The sequence below is a fragment of the Phenylobacterium sp. NIBR 498073 genome (assembly GCF_027286305.1).
Classification (GTDB): Bacteria; Pseudomonadota; Alphaproteobacteria; order Caulobacterales; family Caulobacteraceae; genus Phenylobacterium.
In genome coordinates this window covers 4,091,175-4,114,049 of sequence record NZ_CP114599.1, presented here as the reverse complement: position 1 = coordinate 4,114,049, position 22,875 = coordinate 4,091,175, and the positions used below count along the sequence as shown (strand labels likewise).

18 protein-coding genes are annotated in these 22,875 nt (G+C 69.2%); 14 read left to right on the top strand and 4 right to left on the bottom strand.

The genetic code is table 11. The features are described from left to right. Window positions 1–165: 165 nt before the first annotated feature. The 4 genes from O4N75_RS20415 to O4N75_RS20400 all read left to right on the top strand — a co-directional run bounded on the left by O4N75_RS20415 (window position 166) and on the right by O4N75_RS20400 (window position 4,688). Window positions 166–945, top strand: coding sequence for an SDR family oxidoreductase (locus O4N75_RS20415; protein WP_269627234.1), 780 nt, complete (start codon window positions 166–168; stop codon window positions 943–945). Between the two features lie 70 nt (window positions 946–1,015). Further along, on the top strand, window positions 1,016–4,096 hold the full coding sequence (locus tag O4N75_RS20410; RefSeq protein WP_269627233.1) for a YdbH domain-containing protein: 3,081 nt from the start codon (window positions 1,016–1,018) through the stop codon (window positions 4,094–4,096). Between the two features lie 32 nt (window positions 4,097–4,128). Next, complete coding sequence (locus tag O4N75_RS20405; RefSeq protein ID WP_183776208.1) at window positions 4,129–4,311, top strand: YnbE family lipoprotein; 183 nt, start codon at window positions 4,129–4,131, stop codon at window positions 4,309–4,311. Window positions 4,312–4,322: 11 nt separating this feature from the next. Further along, window positions 4,323–4,688 (top strand): YdbL family protein, encoded by a 366-nt coding sequence (locus tag O4N75_RS20400; protein WP_267234067.1) that lies wholly within the window; start codon window positions 4,323–4,325, stop codon window positions 4,686–4,688. Window positions 4,689–4,969: 281 nt separating this feature from the next. Here the strand turns inward: O4N75_RS20400 and O4N75_RS20395 are convergent, their stop codons facing one another. Beyond that, window positions 4,970–5,176, bottom strand: coding sequence for a hypothetical protein (locus O4N75_RS20395; RefSeq protein WP_183776214.1), 207 nt, complete (start codon window positions 5,174–5,176; stop codon window positions 4,970–4,972). 190 nt (window positions 5,177–5,366) lie between these two features. Here O4N75_RS20395 and O4N75_RS20390 point away from each other — a divergent pair, with 190 nt between their 5' ends. Beyond that, complete coding sequence (locus O4N75_RS20390; protein ID WP_269627232.1) at window positions 5,367–6,806, top strand: short-chain fatty acyl-CoA regulator family protein; 1,440 nt, start codon at window positions 5,367–5,369, stop codon at window positions 6,804–6,806. A gap of 67 nt (window positions 6,807–6,873) precedes the next feature. Then, on the top strand, window positions 6,874–8,103 hold the full coding sequence (locus O4N75_RS20385; RefSeq protein ID WP_269627231.1) for a TetR/AcrR family transcriptional regulator: 1,230 nt from the start codon (window positions 6,874–6,876) through the stop codon (window positions 8,101–8,103). On the opposite strand, the gene O4N75_RS20380 is transcribed toward O4N75_RS20385, so the two are convergent. Beyond that, a complete protein-coding gene (locus O4N75_RS20380; protein ID WP_269627230.1) occupies window positions 8,100–9,806 on the bottom strand; it encodes a GAF domain-containing hybrid sensor histidine kinase/response regulator in 1,707 nt (568 codons plus the stop codon). The genes O4N75_RS20385 and O4N75_RS20380 overlap by 4 nt on opposite strands. A gap of 189 nt (window positions 9,807–9,995) precedes the next feature. Next, entirely contained in the window at window positions 9,996–10,931 is a 936-nt protein-coding gene (locus O4N75_RS20375) for a 2OG-Fe(II) oxygenase family protein (protein WP_269627229.1), read from the bottom strand. A gap of 84 nt (window positions 10,932–11,015) precedes the next feature. Between O4N75_RS20375 and O4N75_RS20370 the strand changes: the two genes are divergently transcribed. The 5 genes from O4N75_RS20370 (at window position 11,016) to msrA (ending at window position 15,784) form a co-directional block, all read left to right on the top strand. Beyond that, entirely contained in the window at window positions 11,016–11,690 is a 675-nt protein-coding gene (locus O4N75_RS20370) for an OmpA family protein (protein ID WP_267234073.1), read from the top strand. Between the two features lie 147 nt (window positions 11,691–11,837). Then, window positions 11,838–13,685, top strand: a complete 1,848-nt coding sequence (locus O4N75_RS20365) for a monovalent cation:proton antiporter-2 (CPA2) family protein (protein ID WP_269627228.1) — start codon at window positions 11,838–11,840, stop codon at window positions 13,683–13,685. A 71-nt stretch (window positions 13,686–13,756) separates the two neighbouring features. After that, window positions 13,757–14,476, top strand: coding sequence for a CoA transferase subunit A (locus O4N75_RS20360; protein WP_269627227.1), 720 nt, complete (start codon window positions 13,757–13,759; stop codon window positions 14,474–14,476). A gap of 1 nt (window position 14,477) precedes the next feature. Continuing rightward, window positions 14,478–15,119 (top strand): 3-oxoacid CoA-transferase subunit B, encoded by a 642-nt coding sequence (locus O4N75_RS20355; protein WP_269627226.1) that lies wholly within the window; start codon window positions 14,478–14,480, stop codon window positions 15,117–15,119. Window positions 15,120–15,205: 86 nt separating this feature from the next. After that, entirely contained in the window at window positions 15,206–15,784 is a 579-nt protein-coding gene (gene msrA, locus O4N75_RS20350) for a peptide-methionine (S)-S-oxide reductase MsrA (RefSeq protein ID WP_269629403.1), read from the top strand. On the opposite strand, the gene O4N75_RS20345 is transcribed toward msrA, so the two are convergent. Beyond that, a complete protein-coding gene (locus O4N75_RS20345; RefSeq protein WP_348649510.1) occupies window positions 15,753–17,309 on the bottom strand; it encodes a glycosyltransferase family 39 protein in 1,557 nt (518 codons plus the stop codon). The genes msrA and O4N75_RS20345 overlap by 32 nt on opposite strands. Before the next feature lie 273 nt (window positions 17,310–17,582). Between O4N75_RS20345 and O4N75_RS20340 the strand changes: the two genes are divergently transcribed. The 3 genes from O4N75_RS20340 (at window position 17,583) to aguB (ending at window position 22,848) form a co-directional block, all read left to right on the top strand. Further along, the gene (locus O4N75_RS20340) at window positions 17,583–20,837 is read left to right on the top strand and encodes a TonB-dependent receptor (protein WP_269627225.1); all 3,255 of its coding nucleotides are present in this window, start codon (window positions 17,583–17,585) and stop codon (window positions 20,835–20,837) included. A 125-nt stretch (window positions 20,838–20,962) separates the two neighbouring features. After that, entirely contained in the window at window positions 20,963–21,970 is a 1,008-nt protein-coding gene (locus tag O4N75_RS20335; protein ID WP_269627224.1) for an agmatine deiminase family protein, read from the top strand. Further along, window positions 21,970–22,848, top strand: a complete 879-nt coding sequence (gene aguB, locus O4N75_RS20330) for an N-carbamoylputrescine amidase (protein WP_269627223.1) — start codon at window positions 21,970–21,972, stop codon at window positions 22,846–22,848. The genes O4N75_RS20335 and aguB overlap by 1 nt, the downstream gene beginning before the upstream one ends. Window positions 22,849–22,875: the final 27 nt, after the last annotated feature.

Sequence of the window (22,875 nt, the reverse complement as noted above, 5' to 3'; positions counted from 1 at the left end):
CCTCGATTGCTTGGGGAGGGACGGCTCGTGGCGTGGCCGCCCTTGGATTCAAACGGTTGTTTACAGGCCCCGCTTGGCCGGCGCGAGTCAAAAATCCGTAGGGTTTTCGAGCGCCGAACGGCGGTCTATCAGGCCTTAAAGACATCACCTTAGGGGAAGCAAGTCATGGCTCAGGGACTGTTCTCGCTGGAAGGCCGCGTGGCCCTCGTCACCGGCGGCTCGCGCGGCATCGGCAAGATGATCGCCAAGGGCTTCCTCGAGGCGGGCGCGGCGCGCGTCTACATCTCCTCGCGCAAGCCGGCCGCCTGCGACGAGACCGCCGCCGAACTCGGCGAGCGCTGCATCTCGCTGCCGCAGGACGTCTCGACGGTGGAGGGGTGCAAGGCGCTCGCCAAACGCCTGACCGACGCCGAGCCGAAGCTCGACATCCTGGTCAACAACGCCGGCGCGGCCTGGGGCGCGCCCTTCGATGAGTTCCCCGAGAGCGGCTGGGACAAGGTCGTCGACCTGAACCTGAAATCGCCGTTCTTCCTGACCCAGGCTCTGCACGGCGCCCTGAAGGCCGCCGCTAGCCATGACCAACCGGCCAAGGTCATCAACATCTGCTCGATCGACGGCATCCGCCTGAACCCGCAGGAGACCTATTCCTATCATGCTTCGAAGTCGGGCCTGATCTACCTGACCCGCCGGATCGCCGCCGAGCTGATCAAGGACTCCATCAACGTCACCGGCATCGCGCCCGGCGCCTTCGCCTCGGAGATGAACCGCGTGGCCCGCGACCAGGGCGACGAAATCGCCAAGCGCATCCCCTCACGCCGCATCGGCCGCGACGAGGACATGGCCGCCGCGGCGATCTACCTGGCCAGCCGGGCCGGCGACTATGTGGTCGGCGAGACCATCGCGGTGGACGGCGGCGTGGCCCTGGCCAGCACCGGGGGCCTGTAAACTTCCAGCAGACGGCCACGCTTTCGACGGTTTTGCGTTATCAACTGCTGGTGAGCAGCAGGCGTCGCGTTTGACCGAGTCCGAAACTAACCCGCCGTCACGGGCGGCCCGGCGCAGATGGCGCCGGGTCCATACGATCATGGCCGCCGGGGTGATCGTGGCCGTCGTGGTCGGCGGCGTGGTCTATCTGACGCGGCGCGCCATCGCCCGCGAGCTGCTGGTCGGCTGGCTGGAATCGCGCGGCGTGCCCGCCGACGTCCAGTTCCGCGAGTTCGAGTTCGGCGGCTTCACGGCGCGGGTGCGCGCGGGCCCTGAGATGGACCCCGACGTTTCGGTCGAGCGGGTCGAGGTCCGCTACGGCTTCACCGGCTTCTGGTCGGGCGAGGCGCCGGGCGTGCGGGTCACCTCGGTCAAGCTCTACCGCCCGGTGGTCAAGGGCGTGTTCCGTGACGGCAAGCTCAAGCTCGGCACGCTCGACCCGCTGATCGAGGAATTCACCAGCCGCCCGCCCAAGCCGGAAGGGCCGCAGCCGCGGGTGGAGATCCATCGCGGGGTCGTGCGGCTCGACACCGACTACGGACTGCTGAAAGCGCGGGCCGACGCGCGGCTGGCCGACGGGCGGCTGATGGCGATGGACGCGCAGCTCGATCCCGCGGCGCTGAAGGGCGAGGGCCTCGCCGCGCGGCTGGGCGAGGTCAGCCTGCGGCTGGCGACCACGCGCGGCCGGGTCGACCTGCTGCTGACGGCGCCGGTCGAGGCGCTGGAGGCGCAAGGGTTCAAGGCGCAGGGCGGCCGCGTGCGGCTGTCGGTCCAGGGGCCCTATCCCGACACCGTGCGCAAGCGCGGCGAGGGGCGGGTGATGGCGCGGCTGGAGGCCTCGGCCGCCCGCGCGACCCTCGGGCAGGACGGCCTGGACGAGATGCGGCTGGTCGCCAATTTCGACGGCGCGACCCGTGGCTGGATCGAGACCCTGGTGCTGGAAGGCGACGGCGACCTGCAGGTCGGCGCGCGCGGCGGCCAGGTGGCCGGCTTCACCCTGGCGGGCCTCACGGGGCAAGCCTCGCTGGGCGACGTGCGATGGACGCGCGCGGCGGGCGACGTGGTCTCGGCCGAGATCAGCAGCCGCCTCGCGGCCGACCGGGCGAGCGGCGGCGACATCCGGCTCAGCGATGCCCGCGGCGAGTTCGGCGGGCTGGCGGCGTTTGACGGCAAGCGCGTGGACCTTGCGCTGCGCGGGGCGCTGGCCTCGCGCGGCGGCTGGTCGGGCCTGGGGCCGGTCGCGGCGAGCGATCCGGCCGAGACCGCGGCGCTCAAGCGGGCGCTGGCCGACTTCCAGCTGACCGCCAGTTCGATCGCGCTCAACGCCTCGCGCGACGGCGTTTCGGTCGGCCTGGGGCAGCCGGCGGTGGTCCGCACCGCCAGCGGCGGCGAGCTCAAACTCTCCCAGGCCTCGGGACGGCCGATCTATGCGGACGGCGCCGGCGGCTTCGACGTGCTGGTCCGCGGCGGCGGGCTGCCTGAGGCGAGCCTGGCGGTGTCGCGCTACCGGCTGACGAAGGACGGGATCGTGGCGACTGCGGCGTTGCAGGCCAAGGGCGGCTTCGCCCCGGTCAGCCAGGCCAGCCTCGATGCGGCGGGAGAGGTGCGGATCGCCGCCGGCGGCGTCGCGTTCGTCGCCGCGCGCTGCATGAGCCTGAGCGCCGGCCATGTCGAGCTCGGCGACAGCGACCTGGAAAAGGCCGCCGGCGAGTTCTGCCCGACGCCGGGCGCGCCGCTGCTGAGCCTGAAGGACGGCGGCTGGCGGGTGCGGGGCCAGGCGCGGGGCGTTGCGGCCGAGCTGCCGTTCCTGGAGGCGCGCCTCTCGCAGGCCGCCGGCCCCGTCGACCTCTCCGGCGCCGGCGCAGCGATCAACGGCCAGGTCGCGGTCGCCGCCGCACGGCTGGACGACACCGCCGCCGACACCCGCTTCCACCCGGTGCGCGCCAGCGGCCAGGCCCGGGCCCGGAACGGCGGCTGGACCGCGGACTTCGCGCTGACCGACCTCGCCGGGCGCCGGTTGGCGGCCGGCGATCTGCGACACGGCGCCGACGGGCGCGGGGTGCTGGCCTTCGACACCGGCATGCTGACGTTCGAGGACGGCGGGCTGCAGCCGGTCGGCCTGTCGCCGCTGGCGGCGATCGTCGCCTCGCCGGCCAACGGACGGGCCCGCTTCGACGGGCAGATCGCCTGGGCGCCGGGCAGCTCGACCAGCCACGGGACGCTGAACGTCGAGCGGATGGATTTCGTCAGCCCGATGGGGCCGGTGCAGGGGCTCGCTGGGCGGGCCGAATTCGACAGCCTGATCCCGCTGACCGCCGCGCCGGGGCAGGTGCTGAGGGCGCAGGCGATCAACAGCCTCGTGCCGCTGACCGACGTCGATGTCGTCTTCGGCCTGGATCCCGACGCGGTGAGCGTCGGCGGCGCGCGGCTGGCCATGGGCGGCGGGACGCTGTCATTCGAGCCGTTCCGCGTGCCGTTCAAGCCCGGCGAGCCGTGGTCGGGCGTGCTCAATATCGAGGGCGTGCAGGTCAAGGAGCTGGTCGAGGCCTCGCCCTTCGGCGACCGGGTCGACCTGGAGGCGCGGCTGACCGGCAGGGTGCCGTTCGAGGTGCGTCCGGAGGGCGTGCGGGTCGCCGCCGGGCGCCTGCGCGCCATCGAGCCGGGCCGGCTGTCGATCCTGCGCGAGGCGCTGGTGCCGGTGGCGGCGCAGGGCGGCGAGGTGGTCGGCGCGGCGGTCGAAGGCGCGCCGACGGTTCCGGTCGCGCCGGTCGCGACTGAGACTGGCGAGGTCAACGCCTTCAGCGAGTTCGCCTATCAGGCCATGGAGCATCTGGCCTTCGACACCCTCGACGCCGAGGTCAACAGCCTGGAGAACGGGCGGCTGGGCGTGCTCATGCGGCTGAAGGGCGAGCACACCCCGCCGCAGAAGCAGGAAATCCGCCTGACCCTGATGGACCTGATCCGCCGCAACTTCCTCAACCGGTCGCTGCCGCTGCCGTCGGGCACCAAGGTCGACTTGACGCTGGATACCAGCTTGAATCTCGATCAGATCCTGAAGGACTTCGGCGAGTATCAGGCGTTGCGCGGTTCACAAGCCGTTCAGCCGGAATGATCCACCTTGGCTGTGAATTTGGAGACCACCATATGATGAGAACCCTGCCAGCCGTGGCGGTCCTGGCCGGAGCGGCCCTAACCAGCGCCTGCACGCCGACCGTGCGGGTCGAGGTGGCGCCGATCTCGATCTACGCCAAGCTGGACGCCGATGTCCGGCTGCGCCTGGACGACGACGTCAAGGCGCTGATCAAGCAGAATCCGAACCTGTTCTAAGGGGAATGAGCATGACCTTTCGCAATCTGATGGCGCCTGTGGCCGCCGTGGTCGTGACGCTCTCGCTGGCCGGCGCGGCCCATGCCGATCCGGCGGCCGCCAAGGCCGCGGTCGATGCGGCCAAGGCCCAGGGGGTGGTCGGCGAGCAGAACGACGGCTTCCTCGGCTTCGTCAACGCCGGCGCGGCCAGCGCCGACGTCCGCGCCGCCGTGGCCGAGATCAACGCCGGCCGCCGCCAGCTCTACGCCCAGGCCGCGACGCAGAACGGCGTCAGTCCTACGGCGGCCGGCGCCTCGGCCTTCCGCACCGTGGTTCAGGGCAAGCTGCGTCCGGGCGACTTCTACCAGGACGCCGGCGGCGCCTGGGTCAAGAAGTAGGCCCGCGGCCGAGCATCCAACGCGAAAGGGCGTCCCGCGAGGGACGCCCTTTTTCGTGTGCGCCGGATGCGCGCCGGTGGTGATCGGGGCAGGGAAGCGACCGAATACAAGCTTCCCCGCCCGTCACCCTATCCGCCCCCCTTTCGGAGGTCCCGGATGCCGTGTCCGCGGGGCTGGCCGCCGCGGCAAGAACTCAAAAAGTGAGCCCGCCCCACCCCGAAGAACGGGACGGGCTCAAGGAGAGACAACTGGACGCGAGGTCCCGTGACTCAAGGATGGCCCTAGGCCGGCAGTACGAGCTGCTCGGAGGCGATGGCGAAGCGCATGGTGGCCTGGCTGCGGGTCTCTTCGGACACCTTCGCCCACGCCTGCTTGGCTTCGTCGCGGCTCTCGTACGGCCCCAGCACCTGGGGCGCGCCGTTCTTCAGCTTGGTGAAGGCGAGGCAGCTGTACTCCCCGCCGACAACCCAGAACCGTTCCTTGGTCATGGTCTCTTGCTCCCCCGGCTCGCGCCGGAACTGAGTCTTGTGAAAACCGATCTCGCCGGCCCGTCTGAACGAGCCGTCGATCAAACCTAGCCGTTGGCGGTCTGGCGGCGAAGGGGCCGCCTTGTGCAACAAGGCTCACTTGTCACGGCGCAACCTTGTAAATGATGTAAATCTGTGACAAGTCGACAAGATGGCCGTGACCACCACCGACCGGAAGCTGTTCCTAGGCGCGCGCCTCAAGCGCCTGCGCCGGGACCTGGGTCTCACCCAGACGCGGATGGCCGAGGACCTCGGCGTCTCGCCCAGCTATCTGAACCTGCTCGAGCGCAACCAGCGGCCAGTCACCGCCCAGGTGCTGCTGCGCCTGGCCGAGGCCTACGACCTGGATCTCAAGAGCCTGGCGACCGACCCGGAGGACGGCGGGGCCACGGGCCTGTCCGAGGTGTTCTCCGACCAGATGTTCCGCGACCTCGGCGTCGCCCGCCATGAGATCGCCGAGGTCGCCGAAAGCGCGCCCGGCGTGTCAGAGGCGATCGTCCGTCTCTACCGCGCCTATCTCGACCAGCGCCGGCTGACCGATCTCGGGGCCATCGGCCGTCCGGAGGAGGGCGCGGGGACCGGGCCCTCGGTGCTGCCCTCGGACTGGGTGCGCGACTTCTTCCAGGCCCAGAAGAACTACTTCGCCGAGCTGGAGGAGGCGGCCGACGCGCTCACCGCCGACCTCACCTGCGAGCCGCTCGACTTCGCCTTGGCCGCGCGCGAGCGGCTTTCGGGGCGGCACGGCATCTCGGTCCGCGTGGTGCCGGTCGAGGTGCTGCCGGAGTCGGTCCGCCGCTACGACCACCACCGCAAGCGCCTGTTCCTGTCCGAGGCCCTGACCGCCGAGGGACGCGCCTTCGCCCAGGCCTACCAGCTGGCGCTGCTCGAATACGGGCCGCTGCTCGACGCGCTGGTCGACCGCTCGGGGCCGCCCGACCGTTCGACCCGCGGCCTGCTGAAGGTGTCGCTGACCAACTATCTGGCGGCGGCGGTGATGATGCCCTACGCCGCCTTCCACGAGGCGGCCGAGCGCAGCGCCTACGACATCGAGCTGGTTCGCGCCCGCTTCGGGGTGTCGTTCGAGCAGGCCTGCCACCGGCTGACCACCCTGGCGCGGCCGGGCGCGCGCGGCGTGCCGTTCTTCATGCTGCGGGTGGATTCAGCCGGCAACATCTCCAAGCGGTTCGCCGGCGCGACCTTCCCGTTCTCGCGCTTCGGCGGCACCTGCCCGCGCTGGAACATCCATACCAGTTTCCGCACCCCCGGCAGGATCGCCACCCAGATCGTCGAGACCCCCGACGGCCAGCGCTACTTCACCCTGTCGCGCACGGTCAGCCGCTTCGCCACGCCCTATTCGGAGGGCGACACCGAACTGGCCATCGGCATGGGCTGCGAGCTGAAGTTCGCCGAGCGGCTGGTCTATTCGCGCGGCATCGACCTGCGCGATCCGGTGGCGACGGCCATCGGTCCCGCCTGCCGGATCTGCGAGCGGGCGGCCTGTCCGCAACGGGCGGCCGAGCCGATCAACCGGACGCTGATGGTCGACGACTTCACCAAGTCGATCTCGCCGTACCCGTTCGCGTCAGGCTGACGCCTTGCGCGGCAAGGGGCTTGCGATAGACAGGGCGGGGACGGTGCCAGGCGCGACAGGGGCTCGAATGGCGGAACGAAAGGGCGTGCGGGCGACGGACCGCTTCCGCAAGAAGCGCGACGCGATCCTTGACGCCTCCACGGTCCTGCTCAACCAGCGCGGCGTGAAGGGGCTGACCCTGGCCGACGCCGCCGCCGCCGTCGGCCTGTCGACCACCAGCGTCACCTACTACTTCAAGCGCAAGGACGACCTGGCGGCGGCCTGCATGATGCGGGGCATCGGCTGGCTGCAGGAGGCGGCCGAGGCTGCGGTCGCCGAGCCGACCCCGACTGAGCGGCTGCACAAGCTGCTGGAGCTCTATTTCGAGCGCGTGCGCCTGATGGCCGTCGGCGAGGGGGCGCCGATGCCGACCCTGGCCGACGTGCGGGCGCTGAAGGACCCGCATCGCGCCGCGGTGATTGAGGCCTTCGCCAAGGTGTTCCGCAAGGTGCGCACCCTGTTCGAAGCGCCTGAGCTGGCCTGGCTGAACCGCGGCCGCCGCACCGCGCGCACCCACATGCTGCTGGCCCAACTGTTCTGGGCCGGGGCCTGGCTGCACAAGTACGATCCCGAGGACTACGCCCGGGTGCGCGAGCGGATGTTCGACATCTTGGTCGGCGGGCTCGCGGCCGACGGCGCGGCCTGGGCTCCGGCCTCGGTGCCGCTGGCCGAGCTGGCGGCCGGCGAGGGCGCGGAGATGAGCCGCGAGACGTTCCTGCTGGCGGCGACGCGGCTGATCAACTCGCGCGGCTATCGCGGCGCTTCGGTCAACAAGATCTCCGAGGCGCTGAACGTTACCAAGGGCTCGTTCTACCACCACAACGACGCCAAGGACGACCTGGTGGTGGCCTGCTTCGATCGCACCTTCGAGGTGATGCGCCGGGTGCAGCGGCTGGCCATGGCGCTGGACGGCGACCAGTGGCTGCGGATCTCCAGCGCCGCGGCGGCGCTGGCCGAATTCCAGCTGTCGCAGTACGGCCCGCTGCTGCGGGTCTCGGCGCTCTCGGCCCTGCCCGAGGAGATCCGCATCGAACAGGTCGCCCATTCGGACCGGGTGTCGGACCGCTTCGCCTCGATGATCTCCGACGGCATCGTCGAAGGCTCGATCCGGCCGGTGGACGCGGCCATCGCCGCCCAGATGCTGAACGCCACCCTGAACGCGGGCTCGGAGCTGACCTTCTGGCTGCCCGACGTCACTCAGAAGGCGGCGCCGGCGGTGTTCGCCCGCCCGCAGCTGATGGGCATCTTCGCCCGCTAGGCGCGTAGCGCCACGACGTTGGTGTCCTGGGCGGTCCGCGCCGCCTTCTCGGCCCAGACCTGTTCGACCACGTGCAGCAGCCGTTCGGCGGTGATCGGCTTGGTCACGTGGCCGTCGGCGCCGGCCCGCGCCGAGGCCTCGGCGTGCTCGGGCATGGCGTTGGCCGTCAGGGTGAAGATCGGCGTGCGCCGGCCCGCGCGCGCCTCGCGGCGGCGGATCGCCGAGATCGCCGTCAGCCCGTCCATCACAGGCATCTGCATGTCCATCAGGATCAGGTCGAACGAGCCGCGAGCGGCCTCGTCCACCGCCTCGGCGCCGTTCTCGACCGAGATCAGGTCGACCCCCGCCGCGCCCAGGATCAGTTCCACGACCCGGCGGTTGGTCGGGTGGTCCTCGGCCAGCAGCACCCGCATGGCGTCGAGCTCGGCCTCCTCGCCGGCGGCGTGCTCGTGCTCGCCCCACATCTCCACCGCCCCGTGGCGTCGCGGCAGTTCGAGGGCCAGGACGAACGTCGCGCCCCGACCGGCGACGGCGCTGGCGCTCAGCTCCCCGCCCATCGCCTCGGCCAGCGAGCGTGAAATCGCCAGGCCCAGCCCGGTGCCGCCGTACTGCCGGGTGATCGAGCCGTCGGCTTGTTGGAAGCGGCCGAACAGCCGCCGGTGGGTCGCCTCGTCGAAGCCGATGCCGGTGTCGGCCACGGTGAAGGTCAGGTGGGTGGTGGTCTCGTCGCGGCGGGCGGCGACGGTCAGCCGGACCTCGCCCTGGGCCGTGAACTTGACCGCGTTGCCCAGCAGGTTGGTCAGGATCTGGCGGATGCGCGGGCCGTCGCCTTCGAAGGCTCCCTGGGCGTAGGGCTCGATCTCCACCCTAAGCTTCAGGCCCTTGGCCTGGGCGCTGGCCTCGAACAGCGCCGCACAGGCATTGACCGAGGTCGCCATGTCGAACGGCTCGGGCCGGATCTCCATGCGGCCGGCCTCGATCCGGGCCAGGTCGAGGATGTCGGTCAGCAGGGCTTCGAGCGTCTGGGCCGAGGTCTCGATCAGTTCGACCATGTCGGCCTGGTGTCGGCTGAGCGGGGTCTTGGCCAGGGCTCCGGCGATGCCCATCACCCCGTTCAGCGGGGTGCGGATCTCGTGGCTCATATTGGCCAGGAACTCGCTCTTGGCCTTGTTGGCTGCCTGCGCCTCGCCGGCGTACTTCACCAGGTCGCGCTGGGCGTGGTGGCGCGAGCACTCGTTCGAGGCGACCGCCGCCAGGTCGATCAGGTAGCTCGCCAGGTCGCTGTCATAGGCGTGCGGGTCGCGGCTGGCCACGCAGACCACGCCGATCGGCTGGCCGTCGGCCATGCGGATCGGTGCGCCGGCGTAGAAGCGCACCGCCTCGGGACCGACCACGTGCGGATGGCGCTCGAAGCGGGCGTCGGCCCGCGCGTCGGCGACCCACAGCAGCTGGTCCTGCCCGACTACGACCTCGGAAAACGACTGATCCTGGCAGATCTGTTCGTCGGTCCAGCTGGGGCCGACGCTGGCGTGCCAGGTGCGCTCGGCGCCGACCATCACCACGTCGCCTAGGTCTAGCCGCGCATAGGCGCGGGCCAGCCGGCCGACCCTCTCGAAGGTCGGCTTCAGCTCCTCGAGATCAAGGGTGGCGATGGCGGCAAGCCGCGCGGCCTCGGCCGGCGAGGCCGATCCAGGCTTGGACATGTTCATCCCCCGGCCGTGTTCTTGCGCCCGAAGATCGGGCCGCGCAGTTAAATTTCCGTCTTTTTCAGAACGGCGTTCGGCAACCTTTGGTCGATCAGTTGTGGAAAACTGTCAAGCTTGGGGATTTTTTCGCGTCCGCCGCACGCCCTGTGGGGAAATCCCTCCCCGCAAAAGGGTTCCGCGGTTCAGCTAAAGAAGCTTGATCTCCCGCAGCCGCTCCTTGAGGAACGCGTCGGCGGTGATGGGCGCCAGGCCGCGATCGGGATGCTGCGGGGTGATACAACCAGGCAGGGTGCGGATCTCGTAGTCCGGATTGAAGTGCAGGAAGAACGGCGTGGAATAGCGCGCAAAGCCGCGGCGCTCAGGCGCCGGATTGACCACCCGGTGCGTGGTCGAAGGCAGCACATGGTTGGTCAGTCGCTGCAGCATGTCGCCGATGTTGCAGACCACCGAGCCGGGCGGCGGGTTGATCGCCAGCCACTGGCCGTCGCGGTCCAGCACCTCCAGGCCGGCTTCCTCGGCGCCCAGCAGGAGGGTGATGACGTTGATGTCCTCGTGCGCGCCGGCGCGGATGTTGGGGCCGTCCTTCGGCACCGGCGGGTAGTGCAGCAGCCGCAGGATCGAGTTGCCGAAGTTCACGGTCGGATCGAAGAACCGGCGGTCGAGCTTCAGGTAGGCGGCGATGGCTTCCAGCACCTGGCGACCCATGCCGTCCAGGGCGTTGAACAGCCAGGCGATCTCGGTGTGGAACGCCGGGACCTCGGCCGGCCAGACATTGTCAGGCATGAAGTCGCGGAACGGATGGCCGGCCGGCAGGTCGCGGCCCATGTGCCAGAATTCCTTGAGGTCGAAGTGCTTGGCGTCCTTGGCGGTTTCGATGCCGAAGGGGGTGTAGCCGCGCTGACCGCCTGTCCCGACGACATAGGCGCGCTTGACCGCCTCAGGCAGGGCGAAGAAGGCCTTGGTGGCGGCCAGCGCCGCCTCGATCCGGGCCTGCGGCAGGTCGTGGTCGGAGATCACCGCGAAGCCGTAGCGGGCGAACGACCCGCCCAGATCGCCCGAGAAGCCGTCGAAGTCGCCGCCGAAGCGCTTGAACGAAACCGGCTTGATCGTCTCTGTCGTCACGTCTGAACCTTCGTCCCGTCTCGCGGGAACCTTGACCGTAGCGCTCGCGTTCGCACCTGAGTTTCACGATCGAGGAGATCGCTTATGCGCAAACTGACCGCCCTCGGGGCCTGTATCCTGGGGGCAGGGGCCCTGGCCGCCTGCACCACCACCGACCCCTACACCGGACAGGTCGTCCGCAACAACACCGGCACCGGCGCGATCGCCGGGGCGCTCGGCGGCGCCGCGCTGGGCTATCTGACCAACACCAACCGCAGCGAGCAGGGCCGCAAGAACGCGCTGATCGGGGCCGGCATCGGCGCGCTCGCCGGCGCGGGCGTCGGCAACTACATGGATCGCCAGCAGGCCGAACTGCGCCGCGAACTGGCCGGCAGCGGCGTCGAGGTCCAGCGCCAGGGCGACAACATCGTCCTGCAGATGCCCAGCGACGTGACCTTCGGCTTCGACCGCGCCGACATCCAGCCGCAGTTCTACGGCGCGCTCGACGACGTGGCGCGCAGCCTGAACAACTATCCGCAGACCCTGGTCGACGTGATCGGCCACGCCGACTCCACCGGCCGCGCGGACTACAATCAGTCGCTTTCGGAGCGCCGGGCGCTGTCGGTGGCCGACTACCTGACCGGCCGCGGCGGGGTGCTGCGCGACCGTCTCTATGTCGAGGGCCGCGGGTCGACCCAGCCGATCGCCGACAATTCGACCGACGCCGGCCGCGCCAAGAACCGCCGGGTCGAGATCGTGCTGCGACCCTATACGGGCTGACGCGTCCCGGACCTGCTCCGACCTCGGGCAGGCCCGCTTCCCATGTGGCGCCGGCGGCGCTCCCCGTTGCGCCCCGGCGCCTTTTGACACCACATACGCGCGAGAGCCGCCCTGCTCGGAGGGGCGGCCAAGCGTATTGGAGCGTCGATGGCGGCAGAGGCTGCGGGGATGAACCTTGGGCACGCCGTCGCCCTGCTGGCGGCGGGCGTGGTGGCGGTGCCGGTGTTCCGCAAGCTGGGCCTCGGATCGGTGCTCGGCTACCTGGCCGCGGGCCTCGTGATCGGCCCGTTCGGGCTCAAGCTGTTCGCCGACCCCGAAGCCATCCTGCACGTGGCCGAACTCGGCGTGGTGCTGTTCCTGTTCATCATCGGGCTGGAGATGCGACCCAGCAAGCTGTGGAGCCTGCGGGGCCAGATCTTCGGCCTCGGCGCGGCCCAGGTGCTGGTCTGCTGCGCGCTGCTGTCGGGCGTGGCCATGCTGGCGGGGTTGCCGCCGGCGGCGGCGGTGATCGGCGCCAGCGGCTTCGTGCTGTCCTCCACCGCCGTGATCATGAAGATGCTGGACGAGCGGGGCGAGACCGCGACCGAGGCCGGCCAGCGCGCGGTCTCGATCCTGCTGCTTGAGGACCTGGCGGTGGTGCCGCTGCTGGCCCTGGTGGTCGTGCTGGGCACGATGAGCGGCGGCGGCGTCGAAGGCGGCCGCCCGGTCTGGCTCGGCCTGCTGATCGGCCTCGGCTGCATCGCCGTGGTGATCGCCGCCGGCCGCTGGCTGCTGAACCCGTTCTTCCAGATCCTGGCCCGCACCGGCGCGCGCGAAATCATGACCGCCGCGGCCCTGCTGGTGGTGCTGGGGACGGCGCTCTTCATGCAGTGGGGCGGCCTCTCCATGGCGATGGGCGCGTTCCTGGCCGGGGTGCTGCTCTCGGAATCGACCTTCCGCTTCCAGCTCGAGGCCGACATCGAGCCGTTCCGCGGCATCCTGCTGGGCCTGTTCTTCCTCAGCGTCGGCATGTCGCTGGACCTGTCGGTGGTGGCCGCCGAATGGGCGCTGGTCGTGCTCGGCGTGCTGGCCTTCATGGCGGTGAAGGCGGCCGGCATCTATGGCGTCGCGCGGCTGTTCAGGGCGGGAAACCGCGAGGCGATCCAGCGCGCTGCCCTGTTCGCCCAGGGCGGCGAGTTCGCCTTCGTGCTCTATGGCGCGGCGGTCGCCGCCGGGGTGATGGACGGCCGGACCAGCGCCGCCATGACCGCCATCGTGATCTTCTCCATGGCGCTGACCCCGTTGGTGGTGATCGTGCTCACCCGGCTGATGCCGCCGCCCACGGAGTCGATGGACGGGATCGAACTGGCCGCCAATCTCGAAGGCCGGGTGCTGATGATCGGCTTCGGCCGGTTCGCCCAGGTGGTCAGCCAGCCGCTGCTGGCCCGCGGCATGGAGGTCTCGCTGATCGAGACCGACGTCGAGATGATCCGCGCCGCCGGCACCTTCGGCTTCAAGGTCTACTATGGCGACGGCACCCGGCTCGACGTGCTGCGCGCCTCGGGCGCGACCAACGCCGAGGCGATCCTGGTCTGCGTCGACAACGCCGAGGTCGCCGACAAGATCGTCGAACTGGTGAAGTCGGAGTTCCCCCTGGCCAAGCTGTTCGTGCGCGCCTTCGACCGCGGCCATTCGCTGCGGCTGATCAAGGCCGGCGTCGACTACCAGATCCGCGAGACCTTCGAGTCGGCCCTGGTGTTCGGCAAGAACGTCCTGATCTCGCTGGGCGTCGACGAGGTGGAGGCCGCCGAGATCGCGCGCGACGTCCGCCGGCGCGACACCGAGCGGCTGGAGCTGCAGGTGGCGGGCGGCATCCAGGAGGGCCGCTGGCTGATGCGCGGCAATATGCAGACCCCGACGCCGGAGCCGTTCTCGGTGCCCCGCAAGGAAGGGGAGGCGGGCAACAAGGAGGCCGCCGACGCCATGAAGAAGTCGCCCAAGGCGCTGGCCGAGTAACTCTTCGCCAGTTGATGAATTTTTTCGCGTGACCCGGTTCTCAACCGGCCGATTGCAGCTAAAAGGGTCCCATGGCTGGTAAGACGCGCAACGACGCCGCAGACGCCCTCGCCGGGCTGCTCTTTGACGGCATGACCATCATGGCCGGGGGCTTCGGCCTCTGCGGCATCCCAGAGAACCTGATCGCCGCGATCAAGGAATCCGGCGTCAAGAACCTGACGGTGGTGTCCAACAATTGCGGGATCGACGGCTTCGGCCTCGGCGTCCTGCTCGAGAGCGGCCAGATCAAGAAGATGATCTCGTCCTATGTCGGCGAGAACAAACTGTTCGAGCAGCTCTATCTGTCGGGCGCGCTGGAGCTGGAGTTCAATCCGCAGGGCACGCTCGCCGAGCGCATCCGCGCCGGCGGCGCCGGGATCCCGGCCTTCTTCACCAAGACCGGAGTCGGCACGCTGGTGGCCGAAGGCAAGGAAGTCCGTGAGTTCGACGGCGAGACCTATGTGATGGAGCGCGGCCTCACCGCCGACCTCTCCATCGTCAAGGCCCATACTGGCGACGCCGAGGGCAATCTCGTCTACCGAAAGACCGCCCGGAACTTCAATCCGATGATGGCCACGGCCGGCAAGGTCACGGTCGCCGAGGTCGAGAACCTCGTGCCGGTCGGCTCGATCGACAAGGACCACATCCACACCCCCGGCATCTTCGTCGACCGCATCGTCAAGGGCGCGGTCTACGAGAAGCGCATCGAACGGGTCACCACCCGCCCCCGCGAAGAAAAGGCGAGCGCGTAAGATGGCCTGGACCCGTGACGAGATGGCCGCCCGCGCCGCCAAGGAACTGCGCGACGGCTTCTATGTGAACCTGGGCATCGGGATCCCGACCCTGGTCGCCAACTACATCCCCGACGGCATGCATGTGACGCTGCAGAGCGAGAACGGCATGCTGGGCATGGGCCCCTTCCCTTATGAGGGTGAAGAGGACGCCGACCTGATCAACGCCGGCAAGCAGACCATCACCGAGCTGGCGAGCTCGTCCTATTTCTCCAGCGCCGACTCCTTCGCGATGATCCGCGGCGGGCACATTGCGCTGTCGATCCTGGGCGGCATGCAGGTGGCGCAGAACGGCGACCTGGCCAACTGGATGGTGCCCGGCAAGATGGTCAAGGGCATGGGCGGGGCCATGGACCTGGTGGCGGGCGTCAAGCGCGTCGTCGTGGTCATGGACCACTGCGAGAAGTCGGGCGCGCCCAAGCTGCTCAAGGAATGCAGCCTGCCGCTGACCGGCGCCGGCGTCGTCGACCTCTTGATCACTGAGCTGGGCGTCTTCGAGATCAATCGCGGCAAGACCCCGGTCAAGCTCATCGAACTGGCCCCCGGCGTCACGCTCGACGAGGTCACGGCCAAGACCGAGGCCGCCTTCGAGGTCGCGCTCTAAAGGCATCCGGGACGGCCGGGCGTCCGTATCTCCACCAGACCGCGGCGGGTCTTGTTCCGCCGCCTCGAGGTGAGATCATGACGTCCATGAAGACCCTTCGCACCGCTGCCGCCCTGGCGACGCTGAGCACGCTGGCCTTGGCCCCGGTCGCGCAGGCCGCGACCGCGGTGTTCGCCGGCGGCTGCTTCTGGTCGACCGAAAAGGCGATGGAGAGCCTGCCCGGCGTGACCAGCGTCGTGTCCGGTTATGCCGGCGGCGCCATGCCGAACCCGACCTATCAGAACCACCGCGGCCATCTGGAGGCGGTGAAGGTCACCTACGATCCGGCCAAGATCAGCTACGCCAAGCTGGTCGACGGATTCTTCCACCACATCGACCCGACCGACGCCGGCGGCCAGATCTGCGACCGTGGGCCGTCCTATACGACCGCGGTGTTCGTCGACGGCGGCGCCGAGACGGCGACGGCTCAGGCGGTGAAGGCGCAGGTCGCCAAGACGTTGGGCAAGCCGGTCGCCACCCGCATCCTCACCGGCGGCAAGTTCTGGCCGGCCGAGGCCTATCACCAGGACTACGCCAAGCGGAACCCGGCCAACTATGAGGCCTACCGCATCGGCTGTGGACGCGACCGGGCGCTCAAGGCTGTTTGGGGATCGGCTTACCGGTGACCGGGTCGCGCGGGGCCGGCGCGAAGCCCTCGGCGATGAACATCTCGGCCTTGCGCTTGCGCTTGCGGTCCAGCCAGATGCTGACGATCTCCTCGCCCGATGTGGCGCGGAAATCGGCCTTCATCTCATCCACGAACACCTGCTCCAGGCTGACGGCCAGCACCCGCCTGCCGTCGGCCGCGGTCAGCGGGGCGACGGTCTCGGCCTGGTTCTGGGGGTGGGCCTCGCGCACCCACATCTTCAGCGGCGGTTCGCCGTTCTGGCCGAAGTACTCGCGGCCGTAATAGGCCGCGGCGTTGAACAGGAAGCGGTCGTTGACCGCGATCGCGCTCAGCGCGCCGGGCGGCTCGCGCATGGCCCGCTCGGCCATGGCCTGGGTCATCTGCTCCCAGCCCTTGGCCCGCTTGAAGGCGTTCGACAGGCCGACGCGGTCGGCGAAGCCGGGATTGAGCACGCAGGCCAGGAACACCGCGGCGACCGCGCCCTGCAGCGCCAGCGCCCCAATCAGCCACCAGCGGGCCCGCCAGCGCACCAGCCAGGCCGCGACCAGGATCACGCCGGGGGCGTAGCCGGCGCCCGACCAGTTGGCGTTGGCGCGGCTGATGAACGCCTGGCCGGTGACGATCAGGATCGCCGGCAGCGCAAAGCAGATCAGCAGCACGTCGGCAGGTTGCAGTCGGCGCCGGAAGGCCAGCACCGCCGCGCCGCCGAGCAGCACCGCGAACGGGATGGGGCCGAACACGCCGAACTGCGAGGCCAGGAAGTCACCGAGCTCGCCGAGGTTGAAGAGCTGGCGGCCGCTCCAGTTGGCGTTGGCGGCGGTGTGCTGGACCGTCGCAAAGTCGTGCGCAGCGTTCCAGATCAGGTTGGGCGCCAGGATCGCCAGCAAGGCGGCCAGCGCGGCCAGCACCGACTTCAGGTTCCAGATCCGCCGCGCGTCGGGCGAGGCGGCCAGATGCAGCGCCAGGCCGATCAGTCCGTACACGGCCGCGTATTTCGACAGGAAGGCCAGCCCCAGCGCCGCGCCGAACCCGGCGGCCAGCCAGACGCGGCGGCGGGCGTCGCCGGCCGGCATCTCCACATAGGCCAGCAGCGCCAGGGCCAGGAACATCAGCAGCGGCGCGTCGGTCGCCGCGACCAGCGAGGACAGCTGCACCGCCGGCATCAGCAGATAGAGCACCGCCGCGGCGAACCCGGTGCTTGAGTCGTAGAGACGCCGACCGATCGCGAACACGCAGAACGTGGTCACCGCATGCAGCAGCGGGGCCGAGAAGCGGACCCAGGGCTCGGCGTCGCCGCCGATCGAGGTCGTCGCCCAGATCAGCCAGGCCACCATCGGCGGTTTCGAATAGTAGCCCCAGTCGAGCGTGCGCGACCAAAGCCAGTACTGCGCTTCGTCGGGATAGAGCTCGAGCGGCGTGGCGAACAGCGCGACCATCCGCACGGCGGTCAGCGCCAGGGTGATCATCAGCACCGCGCGCCAATGGCGGTCGGTCCCGTGCGCAGACAGTGGGGTGCTGGGCAAAGCCGCCTCTTCGCGTCGTCGATGGGCGGAAACTTGCGCGGGTCAGCGTGTCTGTAAAGCGACAGGCGCCAGCTTATTTGGCGACCGTCACGTCAAGTGACCACGCCGTCACGATTCCGTCACCCACAGGCGAAGTTTCCGAGCTATAGGGGCCGCCAGGAATGGGGGGCATGAACCTTAGAGTTCGTCCCGTTCCCGTTGGATTAGGGGACCTTAATGCGAATGATGAATAGGCTCGCCGCCGGCGCGGCATTGACGGCGCTCGTGTGCGCCATGTCCAGCGCGGTGTACGCGCAGGAAACCACCGGTTCGGTGCGTGGTCAGGTTACGGACGAAAGCGGCGCGGGCGTGGCCGGCGCCACGGTGACGGTGACGCACGTCCCGACCGGCGCGACCTCGACCTCGGTCACCGGCGCTGACGGTTACTTCTCGGCCCGCGGCCTGCGCGTCGGCGGCCCGTACCGCATCGTCGCCACCGCGGCGGATTTCGAGCGCAGCCAGGCGACTCTGCAGAATGTCGGCGTCGGCGATCCGGCGAACGTCCAGCTCGACATGTACCGCGCGGGTTCCGCGGCGGTCGAAGAGCTGGTGGTGACCGGCGCGCTGGCCGCGCCGAGCCAAGGCGGCCCCTCGACCAACTTCTCGGCCGCGGCGATCGAATCGCTGCCGTCGATCAGCCGCGACATCAAGGACTTCGCCCGTCTCGACCCGTTCGCGACCATCGACGTCTCGAACCAGGACGCGCTGTCCTTCGCCGGCACCAACACCCGCTTCAACCAGCTGACCGTCAACGGCGTCCGCCAGAACGACGACTTCGGCCTGAACAACAACGGCTACCCGACCCAGCGCTCGCCCTTCCCGCTGGACGCGGTCGGCGCGGTCAACGTCTCGATCGCCCCCTACAGCCCGATCAACAACGGCTTCACCGGCGGCCAGATCAACGCGGTGCTGAAGTCGGGCGGCAACGACTTCTCGGGTTCGCTGTTCGGCGAAAAGAGCGGCCGTGACTTCCAGGGCGACACCGTGCGCGGCAAGCCCGCCGGTTCGGCGTTCGAGGAAAAGACCTGGGGCTTCACCCTGGGCGGCCCGATCATCAAGGACACCCTGTTCTTCTTCGCCGCCTACGAGAAGTTCGACGGCGAACTCGGCTTCGACGAAGGTCCGGTCGGTTCGGGCGCCTCGGTGGTCATCCCGCGCATCACCACGGGGGCCGTCGACCAGTTCCAGGCCGACACCAAGCGCATCTACGGCTACGATCCGGGCAACTTCCTGTCGGGCGCCTTCCCGGTCGAGGACGAGAAGAAGCTCGTCAAGATCGACTGGAACATCAACGACAACCACCGCGCCGAGTTTTCGTGGCAGAGCACCTCCGGCAACTCGCTGAACGGCTCGGTCACCTCGACCTTCGCCCAGGGCAACAGCGTCACCCAGCCGCGGATCGGCCTGGAGACCAACGACTACAACAAGATCGAGGAGCTGACGGTCTACACCGCCCAGCTGAACTCGCAGTGGACGGACGCCTTCTCGACCGAGCTGCGCTACTCGCGCAAGGAAACCGACACCCAGCAGCTGCCGCTCGGCGGCCTGAGCGTCGGCCAAGTCGACGTCACCGTGAACGACATGCCGGGCGTGCTGCCGGGCGCGGGCAACGCCCAGTTCCGCTACGGCGCGGACATCAACCGTCACGACAACTATCTGAACGTGAAGGTCGACACGATCGAGGCGATCGCCCGTTACCACATGGGCATCCATGACTTCATGGTCGGCCTGCGGACCGAGCAGGACGACGTCTTCAACGTCTTCGTCGCCAACTCGCTCGGCACCTACACCTTCTCAAGCTACGCCAACTACCTGAACCGCGTCGCCTCGGGCTTCACCCTGACCGGCGGCGTCGATCCGAACGGCGGCACGGTCCCGGCGACGCTCGGCACGGCCCGTCTCGGCGCGGCCAGCTTCGGCTACCGCCTGACCAGCGCCTACGCCGAGGACCGCATCCAGGTGCTGCCGAACCTCGACATCCTGGCCGGCGTTCGTCTCGACACCTACTCGATGGACGACATGCCGACCTACAACTCGGCGTTCGCGTCGCGGAACGGCTTCTCGAACCAGCAGAACCTCGACGGCAAGTACGTCGTGCTGCCGCGGGTGTCGTTCAACTGGAAGCCCACCGATCGCCTGCGCGTCTCCGGCGGCTTCGGCGGCTTCTCGTCGACCGGCCTGAACGTCTGGGTGTCGAACGCCTTCTCGAACAACGGCGTGAACCAGACCAACGCCATCTGCACCGGCGCCAACCTGACCAACGTCGATATCACCAAGGCGCCGACGGGCTGCACCTTTACGCCGCGCGGCGGCAACACCAACGTCATCAGCCCGTCGTTCCAGATCCCGGTGACCTGGAAGGGCAATCTGTCGGTCGGCTACGAGTTCGATCTCGGCCGCTTCGGCGACGGCTGGCTGGTCCAGGCCGACTACGTCCGCATGTCGAACCAGAACGCGCTGTACTGGACCGACCTGCGCGCCAAGCAGATCGGCACCGCGCCGGACGGCCGTCCGGTCTATGGCCGCAACACCATCGGCGACACGACCGGCAACTCCTACGACCTGATGCTAGCCAACACCGACAAGGGCGGCTCGGAATCCTATGCGATCACCATCGCCAAGGAGTGGAACGAAGGCTTCCTGGAAGGTCTGGGCGGCAAGTTCATCTACACCCACACCGAGTCGACCGACGCCAACCCGATGACCAGCTCGATCGCCCAGTCGAGCTACACCCGGTTCGCCTCGTCGAACGTCCAGAACCCGGCGGCGGCGACCTCGGACTACGAGATCCGCGAGCGCTTCGCGTTCGACGTCTCCTACGCCCGCAAGTTCTTCGGCGACAACGAGACCTCGATCCGCCTGTTCGCGCAGAGCCGCACAGGCCTGCCGTTCAGCTACACCTTCGCCAACAGCGCCACGAGCGGCTTCGACAACGACTTCGGCAACTCGGTCTCGAGCTATTCGGGTCGCCAGGCCTCGTCGAACGCCCTGCTGTACGTGCCGGCGGCGGTCGGCGGTCAGGTCACCGCGACCTCGGACTCGCGCGTCAACTACGCGCCGGGCTTCGACGTGGCGGCGTTCAACGCCTTCCTGCAGCAGTCGGGCCTGATCGGCTACGCGGGCAAGATCGTGCCGCGGAACTCGTTCACCAATCCGGACGTGACCACGGTCGACATCCGCCTCAGCCAGGAACTGCCGGCCTTCTTCCCGAACGGCGCCAAGCTCGAGGTCTATATGGACATCGAGAACCTCGGGAACCTGCTCAACGACGAGTGGGGCGTGGTCGAACAGTACGACTTCTACCGCGGCGTGCCGGTGGTGAACGTCCAGTGCGGTGCAGGCGGGGCTCCGGCCTGCGCGGCTCCGGGCGCGACCTACACCTACTCGGGCACCGGCGTGAACGGCGCCTTCCAGCAGCCGGTGAAGCCGTTCCTGCGCAGCGAAAACTCGCTGTGGCAGATCAAGATCGGCGCGAAGTACAAGTTCTAGACCTTCGGGCTTAGAGCCAGATCGGAAGGGGCGGCTCGGCGACGGGCCGCCCCTTTTTCTATGCGATGCTTGACGGGGGGGCCGCGTCCGCCCATCTGCGCGCGTTCATTGGATGAAGGCAGGCCATGACCGTTCTCGTTCCCGCCGAATGGGCTCCGCACCGCGCCATGTGGCTGGGCTTCCCCAGTCATGAGGACCTTTGGGAGGACGACCTCCCCCAGGCTCAGGAAGAGGTCGCCGCCCTGGCCCGCGCCCTGGCCGGCCCGGGCGCCGAGCGCGTGCGCCTGCTGACCGGCAGCCCGGCCGGCGAGGCCGACGCCCGCCGCCTGCTCGGCGACGTCGCCGGGATCGAGATCGTGCCCGGCCGCTTCGGCGACATCTGGCTGCGCGACACCGGCCCGATCTTCGCCAAGCAGGGCGGCGCCGACGTCGCCCAGGGCTTCCGGTTCAACGGCTGGGGCGGCAAGTACCAGCTCGACCATGACGACGAGGTCGCCGCCCAGATCGCCCAGGCCTCCGGCGTGCCTCTGAACCCGCACGACTTCATCCTGGAGGGCGGCGCGGTCGATCACGACGGCGCCGGGACCGTGCTGACCACCGGCCAGTGCGTGCTGAACCCCAACCGCAATCCCGGATGGACGCAAGGCGCCGCCGAGGCGGCCTTCGCCCAGGCGTTCGGCGCGACCAAGACCATCTGGCTGGGCGAGGGCCTGGCCAACGACCACACCGACGGCCACGTCGACAACCTGGCGCGCTTTGTGGCCCCCGGCGTCGCCGTCTGCCCGGTCGGCTTCGGTCGCGGCGACGTCAATATCGAGGCCTATGACGACGCCGCCCGCCGCCTGGCCGAGGCGACCGACGCCCAGGGCCGCAAGCTGAAGGTCGTGCGCATCCCGTCCCCGGGCTGGATCGAGGGCGCCGAGGGCAAGGCCGCCCCGGCCAGCCATATGAACTTCATCATCGCCAACGGCGCGGTGATCATGCCGACCTATGGCGAGGGCCAGGCCGCCGACCTGGCGCTGCAGGCCTTGGAGAGCGTCTTCCCCGACCGCAAGATCATCGGCCTGCCGTCCATGGCCATCCTGACCGGCGGCGGATCCTTCCACTGCATCACCCAGCAGGAGCCCGCCTGATGGCCCGCACGATCAACGTCGCCGCGATCCAGACCAGCTACGACATGGACCTGGCGGCCAACATCAAGAAGACCGAGGGCTTCATCCGCGAGGCGGCCGCCAAGGGCGCGCAGGTGGTGCTGCCGTCCGAGCTGTTCCAGGGGCCGTACTTCTGCGTCGCGCAGGAGGAGCACTGGTTCAAGCAGGCCTATCCCTGGCGCGAACACCCCGCCGTCATCGCCCTGGCGCCGCTGGCCGCCGAGCTCGGCGTGGTCATCCCGGTCTCGATCTTCGAGAAGGAAGGCCCGCACTACTTCAACAGCCTGGTGATGATCGACGCCGACGGCTCGCTGATGGGGCTCTATCGCAAGAGCCACATCCCCGACGGCCCGGGCTACATGGAGAAGTACTACTTCCGACCGGGCGACACCGGCTTCAAGGTCTGGGACACGCGCTTCGGCCGCCTGGGCGTCGGCATCTGCTGGGACCAGTGGTACCCCGAATGCGCCCGCGCCATGGCGCTGATGGGCGCCGAGGTGCTGTTCTACCCGACCGCCATCGGTTCGGAGCCGCATGATCCCAGCCTCGACACCGCGCTGCCCTGGCGGCGCGCGATGCAGGGCCATGCCGTCTCCAACGTCATCCCCGTGGTCGGCGCCAACCGCATCGGCTTCGAGCCCTGGGACGGCTATCCGAACGGCGGCCAGACTTTCTACGGCTCGTCGTTCATCGCCGACCATCGCGGCGACCTGGTCTCGGAGCTGGGCCGTGGCGACGAAGGCATCGTCCAGGCCAGTTTCGACCTGGACTTCCTGCAGACCCACCGCGCCGCCTGGGGTTTCTTCCGGGATCGCCGCACCGACCTCTACGGGGCGTTGACGGGGCCGCGCCCGGCCTAGCTTCGGCAGGTCTGGATCATGTAACCT